16 protein-coding genes and 1 tRNA gene are annotated in these 23082 nt (G+C 68.3%); 8 read left to right on the top strand and 9 right to left on the bottom strand.

Annotated elements, in window-relative coordinates:
• Nucleotides 1-235: 235 nt before the first annotated feature.
• Nucleotides 236-1888, bottom strand: a complete 1653-nt coding sequence (locus BLU77_RS19460; RefSeq protein ID WP_089774881.1) for an extracellular solute-binding protein — start codon at nucleotides 1886-1888, stop codon at nucleotides 236-238.
• A 249-nt stretch (nucleotides 1889-2137) separates the two neighbouring features.
• Between BLU77_RS19460 and BLU77_RS19455 the strand changes: the two genes are divergently transcribed.
• Nucleotides 2138-3823 carry an acyltransferase gene (locus tag BLU77_RS19455; protein WP_089774878.1) on the top strand — a complete coding sequence of 562 codons (1686 nt, stop codon included), beginning with the start codon at nucleotides 2138-2140 and terminating at the stop codon, nucleotides 3821-3823.
• 38 nt (nucleotides 3824-3861) lie between these two features.
• Here BLU77_RS19455 and BLU77_RS19450 read toward each other — a convergent pair whose 3' ends face one another.
• The 4 genes from BLU77_RS19450 to BLU77_RS19435 form a co-directional block, all read right to left on the bottom strand.
• Nucleotides 3862-7551: a heparinase II/III family protein gene (locus BLU77_RS19450; RefSeq protein ID WP_175477231.1), complete on the bottom strand. Its 3690-nt coding sequence runs from the start codon at nucleotides 7549-7551 to the stop codon at nucleotides 3862-3864.
• Nucleotides 7552-8031: 480 nt separating this feature from the next.
• A complete protein-coding gene (locus tag BLU77_RS19445) occupies nucleotides 8032-10311 on the bottom strand; it encodes a DUF7507 domain-containing protein (protein WP_089774874.1) in 2280 nt (759 codons plus the stop codon).
• Between the two features lie 125 nt (nucleotides 10312-10436).
• Nucleotides 10437-10838 carry an FKBP-type peptidyl-prolyl cis-trans isomerase gene (locus tag BLU77_RS19440; protein WP_089774872.1) on the bottom strand — a complete coding sequence of 134 codons (402 nt, stop codon included), beginning with the start codon at nucleotides 10836-10838 and terminating at the stop codon, nucleotides 10437-10439.
• Between the two features lie 93 nt (nucleotides 10839-10931).
• Complete coding sequence (locus BLU77_RS19435; RefSeq protein ID WP_089774870.1) at nucleotides 10932-11816, bottom strand: Bax inhibitor-1/YccA family protein; 885 nt, start codon at nucleotides 11814-11816, stop codon at nucleotides 10932-10934.
• Nucleotides 11817-12170: 354 nt separating this feature from the next.
• On the opposite strand from BLU77_RS19435, the gene BLU77_RS19430 reads away from it, so the two are divergent.
• The 5 genes from BLU77_RS19430 to BLU77_RS19410 are packed head-to-tail and all read left to right on the top strand — an operon-like array spanning nucleotide 12171 to nucleotide 16638.
• Nucleotides 12171-13121 carry an ABC transporter ATP-binding protein gene (locus BLU77_RS19430; RefSeq protein WP_089774868.1) on the top strand — a complete coding sequence of 317 codons (951 nt, stop codon included), beginning with the start codon at nucleotides 12171-12173 and terminating at the stop codon, nucleotides 13119-13121.
• Nucleotides 13118-13981, top strand: coding sequence for an ABC transporter permease subunit (locus tag BLU77_RS19425; protein ID WP_089774865.1), 864 nt, complete (start codon nucleotides 13118-13120; stop codon nucleotides 13979-13981). Before BLU77_RS19430 ends, BLU77_RS19425 begins: the two co-directional genes overlap by 4 nt.
• A gap of 50 nt (nucleotides 13982-14031) precedes the next feature.
• Nucleotides 14032-15369, top strand: a complete 1338-nt coding sequence (locus BLU77_RS19420; RefSeq protein WP_089774863.1) for a sensor histidine kinase — start codon at nucleotides 14032-14034, stop codon at nucleotides 15367-15369.
• Entirely contained in the window at nucleotides 15370-16044 is a 675-nt protein-coding gene (locus tag BLU77_RS19415) for a response regulator (RefSeq protein ID WP_089774859.1), read from the top strand.
• A 45-nt stretch (nucleotides 16045-16089) separates the two neighbouring features.
• Nucleotides 16090-16638, top strand: a complete 549-nt coding sequence (locus BLU77_RS19410; RefSeq protein ID WP_089774857.1) for a GNAT family N-acetyltransferase — start codon at nucleotides 16090-16092, stop codon at nucleotides 16636-16638.
• Here BLU77_RS19410 and BLU77_RS19405 read toward each other — a convergent pair.
• The gene (locus BLU77_RS19405) at nucleotides 16620-17498 is read right to left on the bottom strand and encodes a hypothetical protein (RefSeq protein ID WP_175477230.1); all 879 of its coding nucleotides are present in this window, start codon (nucleotides 17496-17498) and stop codon (nucleotides 16620-16622) included. The genes BLU77_RS19410 and BLU77_RS19405 overlap by 19 nt on opposite strands.
• A gap of 88 nt (nucleotides 17499-17586) precedes the next feature.
• Between BLU77_RS19405 and BLU77_RS19400 the strand changes: the two genes are divergently transcribed.
• Both BLU77_RS19400 and BLU77_RS19395 read left to right on the top strand, forming a co-directional pair.
• Nucleotides 17587-19428 carry a serine/threonine-protein kinase gene (locus BLU77_RS19400; protein WP_175477229.1) on the top strand — a complete coding sequence of 614 codons (1842 nt, stop codon included), beginning with the start codon at nucleotides 17587-17589 and terminating at the stop codon, nucleotides 19426-19428.
• Between the two features lie 67 nt (nucleotides 19429-19495).
• Nucleotides 19496-20371, top strand: a complete 876-nt coding sequence (locus BLU77_RS19395; protein WP_217632514.1) for a MurR/RpiR family transcriptional regulator — start codon at nucleotides 19496-19498, stop codon at nucleotides 20369-20371.
• A gap of 4 nt (nucleotides 20372-20375) precedes the next feature.
• On the opposite strand, the gene BLU77_RS19390 is transcribed toward BLU77_RS19395, so the two are convergent.
• The 3 genes from BLU77_RS19390 to BLU77_RS19380 all read right to left on the bottom strand — a co-directional run bounded on the left by BLU77_RS19390 (nucleotide 20376) and on the right by BLU77_RS19380 (nucleotide 23066).
• Nucleotides 20376-21509 carry a serine hydrolase domain-containing protein gene (locus tag BLU77_RS19390; RefSeq protein WP_089774849.1) on the bottom strand — a complete coding sequence of 378 codons (1134 nt, stop codon included), beginning with the start codon at nucleotides 21507-21509 and terminating at the stop codon, nucleotides 20376-20378.
• A gap of 31 nt (nucleotides 21510-21540) precedes the next feature.
• A tRNA-Leu gene (locus BLU77_RS19385) sits at nucleotides 21541-21617 on the bottom strand.
• Between the two features lie 48 nt (nucleotides 21618-21665).
• Nucleotides 21666-23066, bottom strand: a complete 1401-nt coding sequence (locus tag BLU77_RS19380; RefSeq protein WP_089774848.1) for an NAD(P)/FAD-dependent oxidoreductase — start codon at nucleotides 23064-23066, stop codon at nucleotides 21666-21668.
• Between the last annotated feature and the right edge of the window lie 16 nt (nucleotides 23067-23082).

Raw genomic sequence — 23082 nt, 5'->3', positions numbered from 1 at the left:
CACGCTGCGGAGGGCGGGAGCCTGGTTCGACGGCGGAAAGGGGATTCGGTGGCAGGGAGCGGCCGGGAAGAGGGCCGGCGATAGGGAGAGGTGCGGGGGCGATCAGACCTGCTGGACCACCAGCTCGGGGCGCTCGACCTCTTCCTCGTTCGGCCACGACTCCTTGCTCGGCCGGCTCACGCGCAGCCCGTCATCGATCGCCGGGTCCTGCCGAACGGTCACCGCGAACGTCAACTCAGCCGTTCGCTTCGGCGAATGCCTCTTCGTACTCGGCGCGAATGGCGTCACCGCCGGCCTCACGCCACGCAGTCACCTGGTCGTCCCACTCCTCGAGGGAGCGGCGGCCCGCGATGATGTCGGTCTGGAAGTCGCGGATGGTGCCGTTGATGGTGTTGCCGTCCGTGGCATCGAGGTTGGAGAACAACCCGACCGTGGGGTCCGCCATCACGTTCGGGATCACCTGGCTCTGGAACTCGTGCTGGGACCGGGTGGCAGCCTCGTTGCCCGGGGCATAGATCGCGCCCTCAGCGTCGCCGAGGTACTTCACCGGGAGCACGGTCTCCACGCTTCCCTGATCAGTGAGGATCGGGTCGGTCCCCTCCAGCTCGTAGTGCACGCCCTGTTCACCGAAGTAACGGAAGAGGTGCTCCTCGGTGCCGAAAGGCGTCGCCAAATAGTCGGCGATAGCGAGCATCTCTTCGATGCGGGCCGAGTCGGCCTGCTTCAGCGAGAGCATCCCGGTGTGCACACTGCCGGGAGTGTGGCCGCCCGGGCCGCCGTCGTAACCCGGGATGACCATGCCCATCGGCTCGTAGCCCGGAACGTCGGCTCCCCAGTCGTAGAACTTGTTCCAGCCGGCCGCACCGGCACGGTTGAGGACGATGGTTCCGGCGGTAAACCAGTCGTTGCGCTGGTTGTTGTTCGCGCTCAGGGAGTCCGGATGGAAGATGCCTGAGGACCACATCTCGGTGACATCGGCGAGCACCTGCTTGTACTCCTCCGTCTCCATCACGTGGGTGAAGGAACCCCCGTCCTCCATCCACGTGGTCGGCAAGTGCAGCATCTCCTTGACCGCCTGTAGCCCCGCTCCCGGGTCTGCGAACGCCCACCGGTTGCTGCTCGGGTCGGAGAGCTCGCCGACCATCTCGCGAAACTCGGCGAAGTCGGCCGGCTGCTCCGGCAGGGCCATGTCCTGCAGGATGTCGCGCCGAGCGAACAGCACGGTACCCACCAGGGGGCGCGGGATCGGAATGCCAAAGAGTCGGCCGCCGAAGACGCAGGCCTTCCAGCTGATGGTCGGCAACGCCGCGAGGCTCGGATACTGCTCGACCGCGCTCCCGCCGAGGTACTCGCTCAGGTCCTGGAACTGAGCCTCGAGCAGATCCGGCAGGTTGGGTTGCGGGGTACGAACCACGGTCAGGTCGGGCACGTCACCGCCGGCGATGGTGGTCGCGAACTTGTTCGGATAGTCCCCACCTGGTGAGTAGGTGAGGTCCAGCTCGACACCGAGCCGCTCGTTCAGCTCCTGCCAGTAGGCGTTCTGGCCGAGTGCGGGTGCCGCCGCGTCCCAGGTGAAGGTCAGGGCCGAGATGGTTCCACCTTTGCCGGGAGCCTCGGTGTGCACGCGGGTCGGCTCGGCCGGGTAGCTGAGGAAGCCCGACTGCACGCCCTCCTCAGTTCCGGGCAGGTCCGGCTCCACGTAGCTCGAGGCCACGAAGTTCGGAACGACCTCTGCCGGCGGAGCCCCCCCACCGGTACCGGAGCTCGACTCGTTCCCGCTGGAGCCGGAACCTCCACCGCATGCGGCCAAGGCGCCCGTGGTGCCCAACAGGGCGGCACCACCAAAGCCTTGGATGACTCGCCGCCGACTGACCTCGGCTCCACTCATGACCAACCTCCAGGTTTCTGGGCCTCGCTGCGCCTAGCGGGAGGGGGACTGCCGCCGTGAGACGCGGTGAGGAGTGTATGTACGAAGGGACGAAGGGCACTGATCTATCGAAACCCATCGGGGGGCCAATCCCTTTGATGCATCGATGCATCAGCGTGTAGCGTGACTCTAACCACAGCCGAGGACAGCCGTCAAGGCCGACTCGTTGGCGCGGCCACCACCCACCGGTACAGGAGACCCCTCAGGGACATGAACGACCCTCACGCGCACACACCCGGGCTCGCCGGAGCCGAGCTCGACTTCAATGCCTGGGCATTCTGGTCGAGTGCCGACGAGGCGCGCCAGCAGGCTCAGCGCCGGCATCAGCAGACGCTGACCGATCGTGGCGCTGAACTCGCTGATCGCAGCTTCGTGTCCGAATGGGCCGCGTGCTTCCCGGACACTCTCACCCTCGGCGCCGGTTCCTACCTGGCCGCGTTCAGCTACGTCACCGGAGACGTGCACATCGGCGCCCGTTCCTCGGTGAACGCCTACGCCGTGGTGCGCGGCCGGGTCCGGATCGGCGACGGTGTCCGGATCGGGGCACACACCTCACTGCTCGGGTTCGACCACACCTTCGCCCCGGACCGTCCCGTGCACTCCCAGCCGCTGACCAGCCGCGGGATCACCGTGGGTGAGGACGTCTACATCGGCTCGCACGTGATGGTCCTCGACGGCGTCACGATCGGCGCGCACAGCGTGATCGGCGCCGGCGCCGTGGTCACCAAGGACGTCCCGGAATGGTCGATCATGGTCGGCAACCCCGCCCGCCGGGTCCGCGATCGCCGCCAGGAACACCCGACGACGGCGCCCCCACCACCACGCACAGGTCCAGACCGGCCCGCGGACCCCGTAGAGACACTGCGCCAGCTCGCCGACCGGGCACGCAGCGAGGCGACAGACGTGCTGGGCCGATGCTGGAACCCCGACGAGGGCTGGTTCACCGACACCCCCGGGGCCGCACCCACCGTGCGCGCCCTGTGCGACGCCGTCGAGATCGCCGACCTGCTCGGCCTCGGCACGCCGCCGCAGTTGGGTCGGGACGAGATCATCACCGCACTCACCTGCCGGCAGGACCCGACCACCGGGCTGATCCCCGCCTACGGCGAGCAGACCGTGACCCAGGACGGCCCGGATCTCGGCGGCGGTCCGGTGCGCTACCATCTCCTCTGCGTGGGCTACGCACTCGACCTGCTCGGTGCCCGGCTGGCGCACCCGATCACCGCAGTCGACGCACTCCGCGGGGACACGATGGCGGCAGCCTTAGACGCGCAGCCGTGGGCCGAGCGCGCCTGGGGCGCCGGCGACTGGGTCGACTGCGTGGGCACCGGCCTGCTCTGGAACCGCCTGTGGTTCGACCGCCCCGGCGGGCTGGACACCCTGATCGGCTGGCTCCACCTCAACGTGGACCGCCGCTCAGGTATGTGGGGCGCCCCGCATGCCTCCGACGGACTGCGCCAACCTGTCAACGGGTTCTACCGGCTCACCCGCGGCACCTTCGCCCAGTTCGGGCTCAGCCTCCCCGAGCCAGAACGGGCCATCGACACCACGCTGGCACACGCTCAGGACCAGCGCCGCTTCGGCACCGGGCGGGCCACCGCCTGCGACGTCCTCGACATCGCCCACCCGCTCTGGCTGGCCGGCCAGCAGAGTGACCACCGGCGCGACGAAGCCCGCGCCTGGGCAGCCACCCAGGTCCCGCGCCTCACGGCCGCCTGGCACCCCGGCCAAGGATTCGGCTTCGCCCAACGTAGCGACCAGCACGGCCCGGCCGCACCCGGCCTCCAAGGCACTGAGATGTGGCTCGCCATCACCTGGTACCTCGCCGACCTGCTCGGCGGGTCCGGCGCGCTCGGCTACGAACCACGCGGCGTGCACCGCCCCTGGGCCCGCTGAGGTCGTATCGCACGAGCGCGCCGGCACACCGGCGCGCCTCAACTGTCGTCCGGGCTGGCCTCCACGCTCTCCCACGGGCCGTGGGGGTCACCAGGCTGCTCGTTCCTCGTCCACCATTGCGCCTGGTAGCGCTGATTCTCGTACGCCGCGACCTCCCCCTCGGTGAAGATCCTCGACGGCGTCCATGTGGCAGTGCCGTTCTCGGTGGTAGCCATCTCCTGCCAGGGACCATAGGGCTCGCCCGGCTCCTGGTTCTGCGTCCACCACGAGGCCTGCCAGACGGCGTTCTCGTAGGTCACGCGGTCGCCCTCGGTGTACGTGGCGTCCTCCTCCCAGGTGGCGAGCTCGGCGCCGTTGTCCGACCCGGGCGGTTCGCACCCGCCCGAGACGTTCACGTTCTCGAACGTGGCCTCCGAATTTGCGTAGAGCCCGACGCCGCCGCTGCGGACCAGGGTGTCGCGTGCCTCGACGATGGTCTCGCCGTTCAGGGTCACGGTGATGCGGTCGCCGTGGACCATGGCGCCCAGCTCGACCGGCCCATCGAGGCTGTGGGACACGGACGCCCCACCGATCTTCTCCGGTCCGGATCGATGCGCTTCCCGGATGATGCTCACATACTGCGAGTTGCGGCTGGTCTTGCCGATGTGAATGCGGTAGCCGTAGGCGTTCCCGTTGTCTCGCAGCGAGATCCCTGCGGATCCGGTGTCACCGAGCGTCATCGTGGTGGTGACGGCGTAATCGCACATATCGGAGAACCGCGACGGCAGGGCCGAGGTCAGCAACGCGTGGGCACGGTCGCCGGTGGGCGTCATCTGCAGTTGACCCTCGTCAACCGAGATGTCGCCGCGGACGGACTGCCAGTGATCCTCGTCGAGCGCCTCGGTGATCGTGATGTTGTCGAACAGTGTCGCTTGCCGATGCGTGAAGGCACCGACGCCACCTGTCGGCAATCGGCCGTCATCGACCGAGACCGACGTATCGCCCACCGTGGCGACGAGGTGCCGTCCGACAGCCGAGACTGACAGGGTGTGCGCGGCGTCTGCATCGACGGCCAGGTCGGCCTCATCGAGGACAGTCAGCTCGCCGTTGTAGACCTTCACCAGCTGCAGCGACACTCCCTCGCGCGTCTTGAGCACGTTGGCCCGGTAGTAGTTGCGGGAGTCGTTGTAGCGGAAGGTGAGACCGGTCCGCGCCGTGGCGTAGCTGCGATCCCCGGGCACGATCTCCGCGGAGATATGGACGTCCGCAGGTACGTCCTGCTGGATCGCGAACGATTGGCGGTTCGCGGTGGACGTCTGCGCCAGCTGAGCGCCGTCGGAGCCGCCGAGCTCCCAGCTGTCACCCGGCCGCGGCCGCCAGCCCTGGAGCGACCCGTCCTCGAAGGTGTAGGTGGTGCTCTCCAGGCTGCTCTCGTCGAACTCGTCCGCGAAGAAAGGGGCCGGTTCAAAGGACTCCGCGAGGGACACCGTGATCACGTCCCCACTGCGGGTGAACTCGGCCGGCTCACCGTTGACCAGCACCTCATCGGCAGAGGCGGCACTGAGCTGCAGCGTTCCGGTGAAGGGGTCCGAGAGCGAGACCTCGGCGGTGGCGCCCTCGAGCGAGACACTGAGGTCGGAGAGGACGCCGGAGGCGTCGACGATCGTGTTGCCGCCGTCGGTCAACGACGACCCCGAGGTCAGCGCGTACCGGGTGAGGGTGCCGGCGTCGTCACGCTCGAGATAGGCCGTCTCACCGTCGGTGGTGGCACTGCCGAACGACCGTGCCGACGGCGTCTCCTCGCGGGAGAGGTAGAACTGGCCGGTAGCTGCTTCCAGGTCGATCTCCAGGGCGCTCGCCACGGAATGATCCACACCCGGCATCTCGATGCGGTCCGCCGTCACCGAGGGAGCCGGGCCCGCTTCCCCGGGAACGACGACGGTGTCCAGCCCGGTCGACCCGCCGGTTGTCCAGTCGTAGGACAGGTAGTCGATGTTCGTGCGCACCTCGTCTCCAACGCGTGCTGCGCCGTCCTCGTGAACCGTCGGCGCGACATCAGTGCTGCCAGCACCGACGGGCACGAGCTGCACACCGGAAACGGGGTCGGCGCCGGCAACCGTGTCGAAGCCGACCGTGGCGACGTCCGTCTCCGCGTCGATCGAGACTGGATCGCCGGGGAAGTGCCAGAGCTGGCGGTAGTCGTGCGTCTCGGTATCACCCGTGAGGGCATCGGAGACGATCCAGAATCCCGGCTTGACGAAGTACACGACCCGGTCGTGGATCACCGGCCGGTAGCCATGTGCTTCGCCGCGGTAGACGTCGAGTCCCTCGTTCGAGCGCCACAGGTGCGACGCGCGCGTGATGCCGGCCTCCTGCGGCTGGCCATCCACCTCGATCGTGTTGTGCGCCTCAGTCTCACGGCGCATCCAGCTGTTGTGCCCGGTCGAGCTGTAGTCCCCGGACCCGGGATCGACGATCAGGGGGCGGCCATAGGCGGCCATGATGAGGCTGAGGTCGTCCGGGTGCCGGTGGGAGTAGGTGTAGGAGGTGTTCTGGTTGTTGATGTGCATGTACCGGGCATCGGCGTCCCAGCCGGAGCGCTGGACGGCGAAACTGATCGGGTAGATCGTCGAGCCCAGCGTCGGAGCGGTGCCCTCGGTGCGACCGGAGGCGACCCAGCTGAAGTCGGACCATCCGTTGCGTTCACCGCTCGTGCCGATCGCGCCCTCTCCTGCATCGACATTGCCCGCGTCACCGAACAGGGGCGCCTCGAGATTGGGCATACGGGTGGCGAACAGGGAGTCGGCGATCCAGTCCGTCGCGCGGATGATCGAGGCAGGCATGGTGCGGCCGTTGAGCTCACCGACCTCGATGGTCGCGTTGACCAGGTTCGCGGCATAAGCCTGATAGTTGACGGTCGGCTCACGGTAGACGCCGTCACCCTTGAACTGAGCGCCGTGCTGCGTCAGGAACGACTCGAAGGACCGCAGGGCGAAGTACTCGTGCTCGTAGGACGCCGCGAGCTCGGGCAAGTACACCGAGGCGATGTAGACCGAACGTGCCATCGACAAGTACCAGTTGTTGCCCCGGTGCGTGGGCAAGGCGTGGACCAGGTGCTCGGACGTCGCATCGACCCCGGTCAGGTAGTCCACGAGATCACCGGGGGCGATCGTCGGGTCGGTGCGGAACACGGAGAAGGAGACGATGAGTTGCGACAGTCGCTTTGCGCCGGCGAGGTTTCGGCTCCGCGGCCAGTCCGGATTGTCAGTGAAGAAGTCCAGCGTGATCTCCATCCACGCTTGTGCGTACTCGGCACGAACCTGCGGATTCTGCTCACTCATGTATGCCCGCGTCAGTGTCGGCATGAAGGCGAAATCGAGCATCCACACCTGGCCCTTGCCCGGTTCCTCCTCCGTGCCGTCCCAGATGTCCTGCCAGTCGACGTCGATGCGCTGGGCTTCCTCGTCGTAGAAGTCGCGCGTCACACCGTCGAAGCGGAAGATCCCGTCCGCCAGCTCGTCCGCACTCGCTTGGCCGACACCTGCTCGATTGGGCTCGGGAAGCACCACGTCCGTCCGGTCGGCATAGAACTCCTGCAGCGCTTCCGCGGCACCCTCCGCGTCACCATCGGCAAGTTCCGCCGCGACCTCGGCCAACTCAGGACGTGTCAGGTCCAACAATCCGCTGAGATCCGAGACGTCGTCGGCTGCAGCCGGCGTCGACACCAGACCGGTTGCCACGACAGCCATGGCGACTCCGGTCGCGACACCTGCGCGTATGCGCGTTCCAATTCTTCTCTGGGGAATGCTCCGTTGCACCTCAGTGCCTCCTTGTTGTGTGTCAGCCATGACGTGACCTGTTCATTGCCTCGGGATTGCAACTGATGACCATCAGAGCCGTCGAACGCACCTTGCGAACACACGGCACCTCGGCGCGGGCGCTGCGCACGGTGCGCACCACCAAGAAGAGGTCAACGGGGCCTTCGTTCTGCGAATGGCTTCAGCGCCGTGATACAGGAATGACGTGTCGTTGCGTCAACCATAGAGAGGGGTGCGGCACTCGGTCAAGGGCAGGTCGAGATCTGCTCGCCGATCACGATGCTGCGCGGCGGCGAAGGGTCATCGACTGCTCACGCGCAGGAGATCGACGGTGGTCACCCGGCGTGGACCGGCATGCCACACGGGTGCCTGCGACCGCCCTGCTGTCGGGCGGAACGGCCCCGGAGCCTGTCAGGCCCTGCGGCTCCGGGCGGTGCGACGAACGGCCGCACCGGTCAGCGCCAAGCCGGCACCCAAGAGCAGCACCAGCCCCACGCGGGTTCCGGTGGCCGGGAGCGCGCTCTCTGGCTCCGCGTCAGTGTCTGGGGCAGTGTCCGGAGTGGGCTCCGCGTCAGTGTCCGGAGTGGGCTCCGCGTCAGTGTCCGGAGTGGGCTCCGCGTCAGTGTCCGGAGTGGGCTCCGGGGCAGGATCCATGGACAGGGTGTGCACGGAGGCCGTGTCCGGGTCGCTCGTCACCGATGCGCCGGCGGGGCCGGCCGCGCTGGCGGTGGCGGTGTTGACCAGCTCGGCGTCATTCTCGGTGTCGGCAGTGGTCACGGTGTATTCGGCGGTACAGGAGATGGAGTGACCCGGCGCCAGCGGGGACGACGGGCACAGGACGGCCTCACCGGCGTTCTCGAGCATCTCGTCAGCCACCTGGACGTCCGTCAGGGTGACGGTTCCGGTATTGGTGATCGCGAAGGAATAGGTGACCTGCTCGCCCGCACTGACCTGTGCGTCCGGTCCGGGCGACGCGGTCTTGTCAAGCCCCAGCGAGCGGACCTGTTCGAGCGGCACCTGAATGTCCTCGTCGGGCGACTCGACGGTTGTCCCATCCGGGGAAGCACCCGCCGCACGCACCGTGCTGGTCACCTCGCCGGCGTCGATCTCAGACTGATCGAGGGCATAACTGCCGGTGCACGGCGTCGCCGCCCCCGGGGCGAGTGTGGTGACGTCGCAGGTGACCGGGTCGGCCGGCGCGCCGACGACGGTGATCCCCGAGACAGTGGCGTTGCCGGTGTTGGTCACCTCGAAGACGTAGGCGATGGTGTCACCGGCGTCCGTGCGCTCGCTGGTGTTGGCATCGCGGACGTCCCCGGCCGCGCTGATGCTCAGCGAACGCTCCGGGTTCAGCACCACGTCGACGCCGGCACCGGGTGAAGTCACCGGTTCCCCGCCGGGCGGGGTTCCGGTGGCCACGGCACTGTTGCGGAGCAGGGCTGCATCGATATCGGCCTGGACGAGCGTGTAGGTCGCCGTGCAGACGGTGTCATCGCCGGCATCCAGCGTGGTCTCGGGGCAGTCGACGGTGGCACCGGCAGCATCGAGCATGTCGTCGGTGACTGCCACGTCCGTCAGTGGGACATTGCCCGTGTTGGTGACCGTGAAGGTGTAGTCGATCGTGTCACCCTCGTCGACGCCGTTGCCGTCGAGATCGGCGACGTCACCGGCATCCTTGACCAGCTCGATCCTGGGCACCTGGAGGTCGATCAGGTGATCCTCGATCTCGCCGCCAACCGCCGGTCCGGTGGGGGCCGGCGTGTCTCCAGCCTCGGTGTAGAGCCGGAGCCGGAGGAAGCTCTCCCCTGGCACGGCGTCACTAGTCGCCGGCCACGACAACGGCACACTCGTCGCCCCGGGTTCGACCATCCCGGTCGAGGACTGCTCGCCGTCGTCGTCGAAGTCACCGTCCCGGTTCACGTCGATCCACCCAACGAGCGTACCGACATCTTCGGTCTCGGAGGTGTTCTGCACCGGCACGTCCAGGGTGAGGTCCTGATCGGTGCGCCAGGTTTGACGCTCCTCGAACGCATCCTCGTCGTCGAAGAACGGGGAGTCGTTGTCGTCTCCCGAGGCATCGGCGGTGGGGCTCGCCACGGCCTCCCGGTCGCGGCTGTCGCCGATGCGCATCACCGGCGACGTCCCGTGGCCGCTGGTCGAGGTCTGGTAGGACTCCGGTGCGTCACCGAAGTCGGTGTCGGTGAAGGCCACTGTCGCGGCGTCGGCGGGCGGGTTGAGCCCGGTGGTCACCACGTTGTCCGGGCCGTTGCTGTACTCCCCGATGCGGTTCGAGGTGACATCGACGGTGATCTCGCACGACTCCTGATCGGGGCCGAGGTCACCGGACGCGGTGATCACCTCGTTCACAGTGTCCGTCGACACGACGGCGTCGGGGCAGGTGGTGCTCACACCGTCGGGGCTTGCGATCCGCAAGCGGTCCGGCAGGGTGTCGGTGAACGACCAGTCCTCGTGCGCCGTCGGCGTGGCCGTGTTGGTGATCGTGAAGGTGAGGGTGACGTTAGCCCCGGTGCGCTGGACCGTCGGCGAGAAGGCCTTGTCCAGGGACGGCAGCGCCGGATCGGCCACGCTGCGGCTCGGCGGTTGCGGGGCAGCGCTCGCACTCCCAGCAATGCCGACGAAGGCGAGGGCGCACGCAATGGCTGCCCCGGTCATCCAGCGCTTTTCGATCATGGCGCACTCCCTCCTGCAGGATCGTCTGAGAACGATGCTGGCAGGTGGAAACCCTGGTCATCTGTGCAACGGGTGCACGAGATTCTCGGTCGGCACGCTGCGTAAGCGCGTACGGACCGCAGGAGTCAGGAGGCGCCGAGGATATCCACGACGAAGACCAAGGTATCGTCGCCGCCGATCCCGGCCTGCGGCACGCCGTTCGGGCCGTAGCCCTCGTGCGGCGGGATGGAGACCAGCACGCGGGAACCGATCGGCTGGCCGACGAGGCTGCTGTCCCACCCCGCGATGACCGTGCCCACACCGATCGGGAACTGGATGGAGGAGCCACGGTCGTAGGAGTTGTCGAACATCGACCCACCCCAGACCTGGCCGTAATAGTTCACGTCGATCGTCTGCCCGGACTCCACCAGTGGTCCATCACCGGCGCTGAGCACCTCGACGGCGAGCTCGGCCGGCGCGGGACCGTCCGGGAAGGTCAGGGTCGGCTTGTCGCCGAAGGAGCCGGAAGCGGTGGGCAGCGCAGTCATCGATACGTCCAATCAGTTCGGGTCAGACATGCCGAACGGCACGCTACGCAAGTTCACGCGCAGCGTGCCGTTCAGGAGGAGGTGGTGGGCAGATCAGTCGCCGCCGCGCAGGATCGCGAGCAGACGAAGGAACTCGATGTAGAGCCACACCAGGCTGACCGTGATGCCGAAGGCAGCCGACCAGGCGAACTTGCGCGGGGCGCCGTTGCGGACCCCCTTGGTGATCATGTCGAAGTCCATGATGAGGGTCATTGCAGCGAGGAGGATGGCGATGGGGCCGATCAGAGCACCGAACGGGATCCCGGTCCCCAGCACATCCATCCCCCGGAAGCCCCAAGCCGGGACGAAGTCGCTGAAGAACAGCATCGCGCCGAGGTTGACCAGCGAGAACAGGGCGTAACTGACCAGTCCGATCATCAGCACCTTGGTGAACTTCGGCGTCACCCGCACCTTGCCGGACTTGAACAGCGCCAGCGTCACACCGAAGGTGACGAAGGTCGCGAGGACTGCCTGGGCGACGATGCCACCGTAGCTGGCCTCAAAGACCTTGGAGATGATGCCCAGGAAGGCGCCCTCGAAGACCGCGTACCCCAGGATGAGCGCCGGGCTCGGCTCCTTCTTGAACGCGTTCACCAGGCCGAGCACGAGACCACCGACGAGGCCGACGATCATCACCGGCATGGCCAGCGCCGGCGGCACCAGCATCCAGGCTGCCGCCGCTGCGAGCACGACCAGACCCACGACACCGGCGGTCTTCATGATCACGTCGTCGTAGGTGAGACGCCCGGTCTCTCGCGCGCTGGCGGCCGGGCCGTAGTAGGCCTGCTCGACACCAGCGAACTGCTGGTCATAGGTGGGGGTGGCCGTGGTGGCGTACCCGCTGGGCTGGGACCCCTGCGGGACACCGCCGTACGGGTTCACCGCCCCGGGCTTGCTCTTGCCGAACAGCGAACTGTTCGACAGATACGGGTTGCTCATCTCGCCTCCTGGTCTCGGGCGCTGGTCGTGGGGCCGCACGTGCGGCCCTGCCTCGTCCTTATCCTACGCAGGATCTGCGCCATCACGACGGCGCAGACCCATCGAGAGATCACGGGTGACTCTCAGATCTTTCAACGCTCGGCCAGCGCCGGGTGTTCCCGGCCCGCTGGGCCGACCGACCGCCGTCAGGGTTCTCCCTGAGCAGCGGGAGCCAGTGGACTCAACCAGAAGGATGAGGTCTCCCCCTGCCGGACGAACAGACAGGACTGCCAAGATCAGCCCTGGGCGGGTGCCGCCGGCGTGGCACCGCGCAATACGGTGGCAACGTCCCCCACACGAGAGGCAGAGCCCACCATGATCGAGGCACGAGGCCTGACCAAGAGGTACGGCGCCAAGACCGCCGTCGACAACATCTCGTTCACCGTCGAGCCCGGCCAGGTCACCGGTTTCCTCGGACCGAACGGTGCCGGCAAGTCCACCACGATGCGGATGATCGTCGGCCTGGACCGACCCACCGCCGGTCACGTGACGGTGAACGGCAAGCCGTACGCCGAGCACAAGGCACCGCTACGGGAAGTCGGCGCCCTGCTCGAGGCGAAGGCCGTGCACACCGGCCGTAGCGCCACCAACCATCTACGAGCCCTGGCCGCCACGCACGGAATCGGACGCAAGCGGGTGGACGAGGTCATCGAGATGACCGGCCTGGCCGCGGTGTCCCGCAAGCGTGCCGGCGGTTTCTCCCTCGGCATGGGCCAGAGGCTCGGCATCGCCTCGGCGATGCTCGGTGACCCGCACACTCTGATCCTGGACGAGCCGGTGAACGGTCTCGATCCGGACGGGGTGCGGTGGGTGCGGACCATGGTCCGCTATCTCGCCGACGAGGGCCGCACCGTGTTCCTCTCCTCGCACCTGATGAGCGAGATGGCGATCACCGCCGACAAGCTCATCGTGATCGGCCGCGGCAAGATCGTCGCCACCGGTGACGTGCAGGACGTGATCAGCTCGGCCACCACCGCGACAGTGCGCGTGCGCACGCCGCAGGCCACCGACCTTGCCGCCCGGCTGCAGGCCGACGGCGTCACGGTCACTTGCGTCGAACCGTCGCTGCTGGACGTGGACGGCCTGACCGCCCCCGAGGTGGGCGAGGCGGCCCTGGCCGCCGGGATCGTGCTGCACGAGCTCACCCCGCAGAGCGCCTCGCTGGAGGACGCCTTCATGACCCTGACGGCCGAGGATGTGGAGTACCACTCCGGCGCCATGCCCGACCACCACGAGACCACCGTTCCCGAAGGAGCGAACCGATGACCGCCGTCGCCACTGAGCCCCGCAACTCGCGCCACAGTGACTCGCTCGCCGGCGCTCACGTGAACTTCGCGCGCGTGCTGCGCTCGGAGTGGATCAAGCTGACCACGCTGCGCTCGACCCCATGGACGGTCGCCGTCACGATCGTGCTGATGGTCCTGATCAGTCTCGGGATGGCATGGGGCATGAGCCAGTCCGCCGCACTCGTCGAGAGCGGAGAGTTGCCGCCCGAGGCGGCTGCTGACATGGCCGATCCCACCGCCGGGGCTTTCGCCGCCAGCTTCGGCTACTCGTTCGGACAGATCGTCGTGATCGTTCTCGGCGTCCTGATCATCAGTGGTGAGTACGCGACCGGACAGATCAAGTCCTCCATCGCTGCAGTTCCGCATCGCTGGCCGCTGCTGGCGGCCAAGGGCGTCATCGTCGCCCTCGTCGCGCTCGTCACCGGCGCGGTCGGTGTCGCCCTGGCGTACCTGGTCACCACCCCGATGCTGGAGCCGCACGGAATGGCGGCCGATCTGGGCGACCCGGACCACCTGCGGATCCTCCTGGGCGCACCGCTCTACCTGGCCGTCATCGCGCTGCTCGCCCTCGGTGTGGGGGCCCTGCTGCGTCATGCCGCCGCTGCGATCTCCGCGGTGCTCGGTCTGATTCTCGTGCTGCCGATCCTTCCGCAGTTCATCACCTTGGACTGGTTGCAGGACATTGCGCCGTACTTCCCCTCCACCGCCGGCGAGCGGATCATGGGGGCCGATACCGGCCAGGAGGTTCTCACCCCTTGGGAGGGGCTAGGCGTCCTGGGTCTGTTCGTCGCCGCTGTCTGGATCGTGGCGATCGTGCTCTTGCGTCGGAGGGACGCCTGAGCACGTCCCGGGGGCCGACGCCGGCGGGTGAGGACCCGCCGGCGTCCGGCATGCCCGGGCACCCCTGGATCGCCCAGGCGCTACGGGCAGCACGGTCGAGCAGATCAGTTGCCCTGAATCCGACATCACTGCTCGCCACCGACCCGGACTACCGGATGTCCCGGATGCGGCGGTACTTCGCCCTGCATCCGCGTGCGGTCGACCTGCTGCTCATCGCGATCTTTGCGGTGCCGAACTTGATCTTCCGGGCGTTCGTCACTCCCGAGTGGGCAGGATTCGCCGTCATCGTCATCGGCGCCGTCGTGCTGCTCTGGCGCCGTAGCCGCCCGTGGGTGACGCTCGTCGCGCTGACCCTGCTGACCATGGCCAGCACCCTCGTGGTCGGCGACAGTGGCGGTATCGACCTCGGCGTCGCATTCGCGCTCTACGCCGTCGTGACGCTGCGTGGGCCGCGTTCAGGCTGGATCGGCTTCGCCGTGGCCACGTTCGGCACCTCGCTCGCGTTCATGCTGTGGGGCGTCCCGCAGCCGGCCCAGGTCTCGGCGCCACCAGGTGCGTACGCCGGCCGGGCTGGTCTGATGGTGGTGAACTCCGTCGGCGTGCTGGTCATGCTGCTGGTGGCGATGGCGATCGGGGTGAGCGTCCGGAACCGCCGCGAGCAGCTGCAGCGACTGATCGACCAGGCGAACCAGTACCGGCTCGAACGCGATCAGCGAGAACAGCTCGCGACGGCGGACGAACGCGCCCGGATCGCCCGCGAGATGCACGACGTGGTCGCGCACAGCCTGTCGGTGATGGTGGCACTGGCCGACGGTGCCAGAGCGAGCGTGACCAAGGCACCGGAGCGCAGTGAGGAAGCCCTCGGAGAGCTCTCCCGCACCGGGCGGGCCGCACTGGCCGACATGCGACGCATCCTCGGTGTGCTCCGCGCCGAGGGCGGCACGGGTGCCGAGATGGAGCCACAGCCCGGCGCGCCGGCACTGGAGGACCTGTTGGCCCGCTTCCGGGCGGCCGGGCTGGACGTCCGATTCAGCCACACCGGACCACCGCTCCCGGCCGACGCAGGCATCCAGCTCACGGTGTACCGGATCGTGCAGGAAGGGCTGACGAACGTTCTGCGGCACGCGCCCGGTGCCAGCATGATCGTCGTCACCGTGCTGCGCAGTGCGGGTGCCCTCACACTGTCCGTGCAGAATGATCGCCCGCCCGCCACCACCGAGAGTGGGGCCGGGAGCGGCAAGGGACTGATCGGGATGCGCGAGCGGGCCGCCACCTACGGCGGAACCGTGGAAGCCGGTCCAGACGGGGCTGGTGGCTGGCGATTGCGTGCCACCCTGTTCTTCGACGAGGAGTCCACCTCCTCCGACCGAGAGGAATCGAGCGAGTAGATGATCTCCGTGCTGCTGGTGGACGACCAGTCTTTGCTCCGGATGGGTTTTCGGATGGTGCTTGAGGCCGAGGACGATCTCGTGGTGGCCGGTGAGGCCGGCGACGGCGCCACCGGTACCCGGATGGCCCGTGAGCTCGCACCCGACGTCGTGTTGATGGATGTGCGCATGCCGGGCACGAACGGCATCGAGGCAACCGCCGCGATCGTGGCCGACCGTCCCGACACGCGGGTGATCATCCTCACCACATTCGACCTGGACGAGTACGCCTTCGCCGGCCTCCGTGCCGGTGCCAGCGGCTTCCTGCTCAAGGACACCGAACCGAGCGAGCTGGTCGCCGCGATCCGCACCGTGCACTCCGGTGATGCCGTCGTCTCCCCCAGGATCACGCGGCGAATGCTGGAGATGTTCGCCACAGATCTGCCCACCCACGCTCCCGACGGCGATGGGTCACCGGCCGCTGTTGCGCCGCCGTCGGAGCTCACTGAGCGTGAGCACGAGGTCCTTCTGGCGATCGCTGAGGGCCTCTCCAACAGTGAGATCGCCGCGCGGTTGTACGTCTCCGAGGCGACAGTGAAGACTCATGTGGGTAAAGTGCTTGCGAAACTGGGGTTGCGGGACCGCGTCCAGGCCGTTGTGTACGCCTACGAGAGCGGGTTGATCCGCCCCGCATGATTTCGGTGCTTCGCACCGGTTGTTCTAACACCAGGAAGGGCATTGATGGGTGAGCAGGTCCGCCAGGGGCCGGTAGGCGTCCGCGAGGCAGGGCCAGAGGACGCCGAGTTCCTCGTCGACATGCTGCTTGCTGCCTTCAATTGGACCGGTGAAGAGCGCTTCACCCGCAAACAGATCCTCAAGGACAAGTCAACGTCCCTGTATGTGGCGGGCTGGCAGCGCGAGGGGGACATCGGCGTGATCGCCGTGGACCTGGCCGGTCCGAGCGGTCTGCAGATCCCGATCGGTGCGGCCTGGGTGCGCAAGTTCCCGGCCCGCAGCCCCGGGTACGGGTTCATCTCCGAGGACATCCCTGAGCTCTCGATGGCCGTGATCGCCCACCACCGTGGACGTGGCATCGGTTCCGGCCTGATCCGTTCGCTCGCACCCAAGCTGGCCGCCGCCGGAATCTCGCGAGTGAGCCTGAGCGTGGAGAACGGCAACCGGGCGCGATCTCTCTACGAGCGACTCGGATTCACTGCGGTGACGCAGCAGGAAGGTGCCACCACAATGGTGGCCGACGTGAGCACGCTCGCTCAGTCGGTGCGTTCGTAGACCACCAAGCGCTGGGCGACATCCACACCGAAGCGTCCGAGGATCTGGTCGGCGCCCGAGACCGCATAGACCACCTGGCCGCCCTCGATCGCAGGTGCCCCTTCGCCGTCGGGACCTTCCGGGGCGACCACCCGAACGACCTCCACCGCCTCGGCATCGGCGACCGTCGTCCCCAGCACCTCCAGGGCGGTGCGGTCCACGTTGATGCCCTCGGCGAGCTGTTCCACAGCCGCCCACTCCCCTGCTTCGACCAGGTCGAGGTAGCGCCGCACCGCCCCGGTCGGTGACTCGAGCCCCACCCCGGAGTCCAGCGCGACCGCGCCGTCGCTCTCACCGGCCGGAGTCAGCAGAGTGAGCCGGCCACCGTCCCAGGCGGCGAGGTAGTCGACGTTGCTCACCTGCGTGGGCGCACCGGCCGAGGCGACCTCGGTCTCCACATCCAGGCGAGCGACCGGGTCACCCTGATGGGTGCCGACCACCTCGGCGGTGATCACCTCGACAGTGACCTGACGCGCGGCGGGAAGGAGGGACCATGTGTGCGCCAGGCCGGCCGCGACCGCTGCCGGCTGGTCCCCGAGGTCGAGCGCATCAGTGAGCTCGGTGGTGGCGATGGCGATCCCGGCCCCATCGGAGATTACGTCCGTGGGCGCGCCGTTGGTACCGAACGCACGCGCCACATCGGTGAGCAGCACGCTCACATCCTCAGCGACGGCGTCCGTGGGCGGGGCAGGGTCCGGCGCCCCGTCCAGGCCCACAGTAGGCGCAGGCGAGCAGCCTGCTCCGACGGCGAGCAACGCCGTCAGGCCGACGGCTCCCAGTGCGCAGCGCCGTGCACGTACCGGGTGGATCGTTGGGCTCATCACCTTCCCCTTAGGATCGGGTGCCAGGGGCATGGGACTCACAATCTATCCGGTCACAGGTGGCACCGAGCGCAGAGCGGGGAGGGCGATGAACGAGGACGACGCCCCCGTGATCCCTGGCTTCGAGTATCTCCGCACGATCGGGCACGGCGGGTTCTCGGACGTGTACCTCTACCGGCAGCAGATGCCGGTGCGGGACGTGGCGATCAAGGTGCTGCGGACCGAGTCGCTGACGCCGGAAGGTCGGGCTCGGTTCGCTGCCGAGGCCAATCTGATGGCGCGACTCTCCGGGCACACCGGGATCGCCGACGTCCTGTCCGCTGATGTCGATGCTGACGGCGACCCGTACCTGGTGATGGAGTACTGCCCGGGCGGCAGCCTCGGTGAGCGCTACCGTACCGAGCCGATGAGTGTGGCCGAGGTGCTCGAGCTGGGGGTTCGGATCGCCTCCGCGCTCGAGTCAGCACACCGGCTCGGGATCGTGCATCGGGACGTCAAGCCGTCCAACCTTCTGCTCACCGAGTATGGGGTGACGGTGCTGGGCGACTTCGGCATCTCGACGATCGACGAGACCTTCCCGGAGGCCACCCGGGCGCGAGCGGAGATGTACTCAGGTCTGGACGTCGAGGTCGAGGATTCGGTCGGGATGAGCCTTCCGTGGGCGGCACCGGAGACCGTTGCCGACCCGCCGATCTCGAACATGCGGTCCGACCGGTACTCGCTGGGTGCCACGCTCTACTCGCTGCTGGAGGGCCGGTCCCCGCACGAGGCTCCGGACGGGCCGAACGGGTCCGCGCACCTGACCGGGAGGATCCGCAGCGGCTTCGTCGCCAGGATGCAGCGCACAGACGTGCCGGCGTCGTTGGAGCAGGCGCTGCGCACGGCGATGGCCTACGATCCGGCCGAACGATTCGACTCGATGCTGGAGCTGGCGCTGGCGCTGCAGGACGTGCAGCGGGAGCTGGGCCTGGGCGTGACCGGGTTGGAGATCCCGATGAGCGCCGGGCCCCTGCCCACGACGGTCGACCCCACCCCCACCGTGGTGCCAGGTGCTGGCGCGGGGTCAGGCGCCCCCGGAGACGGTTCGGGGGGACCGCCGGGGACCGGTCCGGCCGGCGGTGGCACTGGCGCGAACAGTGCGGGCCCACCGGGCAATGACGATCCGGAGAGGGCAGCCATACCGGCCTCGGACCTCTCGGATCGGGCGGCGCAGACCTGGCTGCCCGGAGCCGCCGGGCCCCCATCGAGTGCCGCTGCGCCGAGCGAGGACGACCAGCGCACGAACGGTCAGGAGCAGGACGGGCGGGGCGCGGAGGACTCCGCCCGGGCACCTGACCGAGCACCCATGGCGGCTGGATTCGTGCCGATGGTGCCGCTGGACGCCCCGGTGGCCGCACCAGGTGCTCGCACCAGAACCCTCGGCCAGGCAGCACTCATCGGCGCAGTGGCCTTCGTGGTGCTCGCCGTGGTCGTCGGCGGTGGCCTGCTCGTGGACTGGCTCTCCACCCCGCACTTCACGGGACGTGCGGTGGACAACCTCGAGGTGGTCGAGACGACCGCACACGCCTATGACGTGACCGTGCCGGACGGGTTGGACCCGCCCGAGGGTCTGCAGTCCCGTGTCCTGGTCGCCGCCGCCGGCACGGGAGAAGCGGACACGGCGACCGTCTTCATCTCCACCGACGAGGGGACCTGGGCCGAGGGTGACACCCTGGTACTGAACCCCCACGAGGGCGAGTCCGCCGGAGACCTGGCCCTCGTTGACGTGGCGCGACTGCGTGAGGCGCTGAACCTGGAACCGACGGAGCCGATCGCACCAGGTCTGATGGTTCTCACAGCCGCACCGCAGGCCTACTTCGTGAACGTGACCCCGGAGCTGGGGGTTTCCTCCAGCGACTCATCCCTGGTGGTCGTCTCCGTCGTGGAGTGATCGGGGGCACACGACGGACGCGTGGCACCTATCCTGAGGGGCCAGCGCAAGGATGAGGGAGCCCACGGTGCCTGCTTCGACACAACCGGAGAGAGTCCCGCTCGTCACCCGGGTGGGAGGGATGCTCCCTGAGCTGCGGCCAGCCGAACGTCGAGTGGCTCAGGCGGTCCTGGCCGATCCGGCGGCCGTGGCACGCGAATCGATCACGGCGCTGGCCCAACGGTGCGACACGTCGCCACCCACGGTCGTCCGGTTCGCCAAGCGGATGGGGTTCCCGGGGTATCCGCAACTTCGTCTCGCACTGGCCAAGGACGCGGGTCTGGAGGAGGGGCGGACCGCGCGTGAGCCATTGTCGGGAACGCTCGATGCCTCCCACACCTTGGAGCAGGTCGTCGCGAGCATCGGCTACGCCGACGCTCGCGCGGTCGAGGACACCTCCGCGATGCTCGACATCCCAGCCCTCACGGCTGCTGTCGACGCCCTGGTCAATGCGCGCCGCATCGATCTCGTCGGTGTCGGAGCGAGTGCGATCTCGGCGATCGACCTGGACCAGAAGCTCTCCCGCCTCGGACTGGTCACCGTGCATCACCCGGAGCGGCATCTCGCCATGACCGCCATCTCGCTCCGTTCGGCAGGGGACGTCGTGATCGCCCTGTCCCACTCCGGCAGCACGACCGACGTCGTGGCACCCACAGCCCTCGCCCGCAGTCAGGGCGCCACAACGATCGCGATCACCAATCATCCGGGTTCACAGTTGGCACAGGCGGCCGACATCACGCTCGTCACCGCCTCACGGGAGACGACGTTCCGCTCCGGGGCGATGGCGAGCCGGATCGCCCAGCTCGTGGTGATCGACTGTCTGTTCGTCGGCGTGGCGATGCGAGACATGCCGACGACGCAGGCGGCCCTGGACGCCAGTTTCCGCGCCGTCGCCGACCTGTAGGCTCCTAGCCCGCGGTCGAGGCCCAGCCGCGGGCCGTGCTCACCACGTCCTGCCGCAGTCGGGAAGGGTCATGGCGGCCACGCACCGGGTGCACCGCGTTCGTGAGCAGCACGATCACCAACTCGCGGTCGGGATCGATGACCAGCGAGGTGCCCGTGAAGCCGGTGTGGCCCAGCACCCCGCGGTCCGTGGTCCCCATGAACCGGTGGTGCCCCAGGCGTAGCCCGAATGCCTGGTCGTAGCCGATCCGCGCGGACTCGCTCCCCGGGAGCGTCCCGGTGGCGAGACCAGCCCGGGACTGTTCCGAGAGCAGACCCTGGGTACCGGTGCAGATCTCCGCACCGAAGGTGAGCAGGTCGCTGACATCGGAGAAGACTCCGGCATTCCCGGCTCCGCCGAGGGTCCAGGCAGCTTCGTCGTGGACCACGCCGCGCACCAACCCCCGACCCATCGCGGGCTGGTACTCGGTCGGCACGGCACGCCGTCCCAGAACGGGGCCATACGCCGTCGATCTCATCCCCAACGGGCCGGTCACGGTGGTCGAGACGAGCTCCGGCAGCGGCATCCCGGTGATCCGCTCGAGCAGCAGCCCCAACGTCAGGTACCCGACGCAGGAGTACTCGTGAGCGGTACCGGGCTCGCGCAGCAGCGGCCGCGACAGCACGTAGGCGGACCGTTCGCCGCGGTCGCCGTCCACCATCCACGGCTCACATGCTGCCGGGAGGCCGGCGGTGTGAGTGAGCAGGTGGCGTGGGGTGATGGACTCCCGGCCCGGGACACCACCATCGATGTCCGCAACAAATTCAGGCAGGTCGCGTACCACGGGCCGGTCCAGGTCGAGCGTTCCTGCGTCCGACTGCACCAGGGCCGCGACCGTGACGACGATCTTCGTCAGCGATGCGATGTCCCAGACCAGGTCGGGAGTGATCGCCTCCCGCTCGGCGAGCGGTTCTCCCTCGTCATCGACGAGCGCCGTCACCCCTGAGGTGGCGTGGGCGACCGTTCGACCGCGATGCAGGATCCCGGCCGCAGCCCCCGGAATCGCCGAGACGGGGTCGCCACCCGCCGAGGTGGTGGCCTCGCGCAGCAGCCGCTCCAGGTCCTCCTGCAGCGCAGACGCCTGACCGTTGGTTCTCATCCGGGCTCGCTCCCTGCTCGCGCACAGCGTGTGGTGCCCCCACAGGGACTCGAACCCTGACTGTGCCGATTTTAAGTCGGCTGCCTCTGCCGGTTGGGCTATGGGGGCGCGGCGAGGTCGATCCTACGTCGCTCCCACCGCCGCCCCGTGAATCACTCAGGTGGTGCCCGCTCCGGCCTTCTGCTCACCGGGCTTCTTCGAGGTGGCCGCGGTGATGAATGCCTCGCGCGGGCTCTGCAACGAGCCGAGCGCCACCATCTCCCGGTTGAACAGCAACGCCGTGGTCCAGTCCAGCAGGATGCGGGCCTTGCGGTTCACGCTCGGCATCGCCCACATGTGGTACGTGCGGTGCATGAACCACGCGATCGGCCCACGGAACTTGATGCCCTGGATCTGCGCGACCCCCTTGTACAGGCCGAGCGAAGCCACGGTGCCCATGTTCTGGTGCGAGTACTCCACCACCGGCTCGTCGGAGAGGAAGCGCACGATGTTGTCACCGAGGTGACGGGCCTGGCGGACGGCGTGCTGCGCCGTCGGGGCACAGAACTTGTCCGGCTCGTCGGTGGACAGGTCCGGGACGGCGGCGCAGTCGCCGGCCACCCAGGCTCCGTCGACGATCTCGCCGTCCTCAGTCGCCACCTGCAAGGTGGGCAGGGCGCGCACGCGGCCGGCCTTGTCCAGCGGCAGGTCGGTCTCGGCCAGCACCGGGTTCGCCTTCACGCCCGCCGTCCACACGAGGGTGTCGGAGACGAACTCTTCGCCGTCGGAGCACACGATCCTGCCGTCCTCAGCGGAACTGAGGAAGGTGTTCAGCTTGACCTCGATACCTCGCGCACGGAGCTGCTCGAGGGCGTAACCACCGAGTTCGTCACCGAGCTCGGGAAGGATGCGGTGGGCACCCTCGATGAGCACGAACCGCAGGTCTTCCTGGCGGATCGAGTCGAAGTCCTTGCAGGCGTGCCGAGCCATGTCCTCGACCTCGGCGATCGCCTCGATCCCGGCGAACCCGCCACCGACGAAGGTGAACGTGAGCATCCGCTTGCGGAGCTCGGGGTCCCAGGTGGAAGCGGCGACGTCCATCTTGTTCAGCACCTGGTTGCGCAGCGCGATGGCCTCTTCGATCTGCTTGAAACCAATGCCGTTCTCGGCCAGCCCCGGGATCGGCAATACCCGCGCGACGGCGCCGAGCGCCACCACCACGTGGTCGTAGGAGACCTCGTAGGGCTCACCCTCGACGGGTGTGATGCTGGCCTTGCGCTCGGCGTGGTCGAGCCCGCTGACCCGCCCGGAGAGCACCGTGCACCCGCGCAGCAGTCGGCGGTGCGGGGCCACCACGTGCCGCGGCTCGATCGATCCGGCGGCCGCCTCCGGCAGGAACGGCTGATAGGTCATGTAGGAACGGGGGTCCACCACCACGATGGCGACCTCACGGCGGCCCATCCGCTTGCGGATCTGCATCGCGGTGTAGAGGCCGACGTAGCCGCCACCGAGAACGAGGATGCGCGGGACCTTGCGGGTCTTGGATGCAGAGTGCGTGGTAGCGGCCGATTCGCTCATGTCTTCAGTCTAGGAC

It is taken from the genome of Ruania alba (assembly GCF_900105765.1).
GTDB lineage: Bacteria > Actinomycetota > Actinomycetes > Actinomycetales > Beutenbergiaceae > Ruania > Ruania alba.
Note: the sequence above shows the minus strand (reverse complement) of the source record. Positions and strands in the feature narration are given on the sequence as shown.

What these genes read in the sequence shown, in the direction of transcription:
- BLU77_RS19460 (WP_089774881.1), bottom strand. Translation starts at nt 1,888, where the DNA reads ATGAGTGGAGCCGAGGTCAGTCGGCGGCGAGTCATCCAAGGCTTTGGT.
- BLU77_RS19455 (WP_089774878.1), top strand. Translation starts at nt 2,138, where the DNA reads ATGAACGACCCTCACGCGCACACACCCGGGCTCGCCGGAGCCGAGCTC.
- BLU77_RS19450 (WP_175477231.1), bottom strand. Translation starts at nt 7,551, where the DNA reads ATGGCTGTCGTGGCAACCGGTCTGGTGTCGACGCCGGCTGCAGCCGAC.
- BLU77_RS19445 (WP_089774874.1), bottom strand. Translation starts at nt 10,311, where the DNA reads ATGATCGAAAAGCGCTGGATGACCGGGGCAGCCATTGCGTGCGCCCTC.
- BLU77_RS19440 (WP_089774872.1), bottom strand. Translation starts at nt 10,838, where the DNA reads ATGACTGCGCTGCCCACCGCTTCCGGCTCCTTCGGCGACAAGCCGACC.
- BLU77_RS19435 (WP_089774870.1), bottom strand. Translation starts at nt 11,816, where the DNA reads ATGAGCAACCCGTATCTGTCGAACAGTTCGCTGTTCGGCAAGAGCAAG.
- BLU77_RS19430 (WP_089774868.1), top strand. Translation starts at nt 12,171, where the DNA reads ATGATCGAGGCACGAGGCCTGACCAAGAGGTACGGCGCCAAGACCGCC.
- BLU77_RS19425 (WP_089774865.1), top strand. Translation starts at nt 13,118, where the DNA reads ATGACCGCCGTCGCCACTGAGCCCCGCAACTCGCGCCACAGTGACTCG.
- BLU77_RS19420 (WP_089774863.1), top strand. Translation starts at nt 14,032, where the DNA reads ATGCCCGGGCACCCCTGGATCGCCCAGGCGCTACGGGCAGCACGGTCG.
- BLU77_RS19415 (WP_089774859.1), top strand. Translation starts at nt 15,370, where the DNA reads ATGATCTCCGTGCTGCTGGTGGACGACCAGTCTTTGCTCCGGATGGGT.
- BLU77_RS19410 (WP_089774857.1), top strand. Translation starts at nt 16,090, where the DNA reads ATGGGTGAGCAGGTCCGCCAGGGGCCGGTAGGCGTCCGCGAGGCAGGG.
- BLU77_RS19405 (WP_175477230.1), bottom strand. Translation starts at nt 17,498, where the DNA reads ATGAGCCCAACGATCCACCCGGTACGTGCACGGCGCTGCGCACTGGGA.
- BLU77_RS19400 (WP_175477229.1), top strand. Translation starts at nt 17,587, where the DNA reads ATGAACGAGGACGACGCCCCCGTGATCCCTGGCTTCGAGTATCTCCGC.
- BLU77_RS19390 (WP_089774849.1), bottom strand. Translation starts at nt 21,509, where the DNA reads ATGAGAACCAACGGTCAGGCGTCTGCGCTGCAGGAGGACCTGGAGCGG.
- BLU77_RS19380 (WP_089774848.1), bottom strand. Translation starts at nt 23,066, where the DNA reads ATGAGCGAATCGGCCGCTACCACGCACTCTGCATCCAAGACCCGCAAG.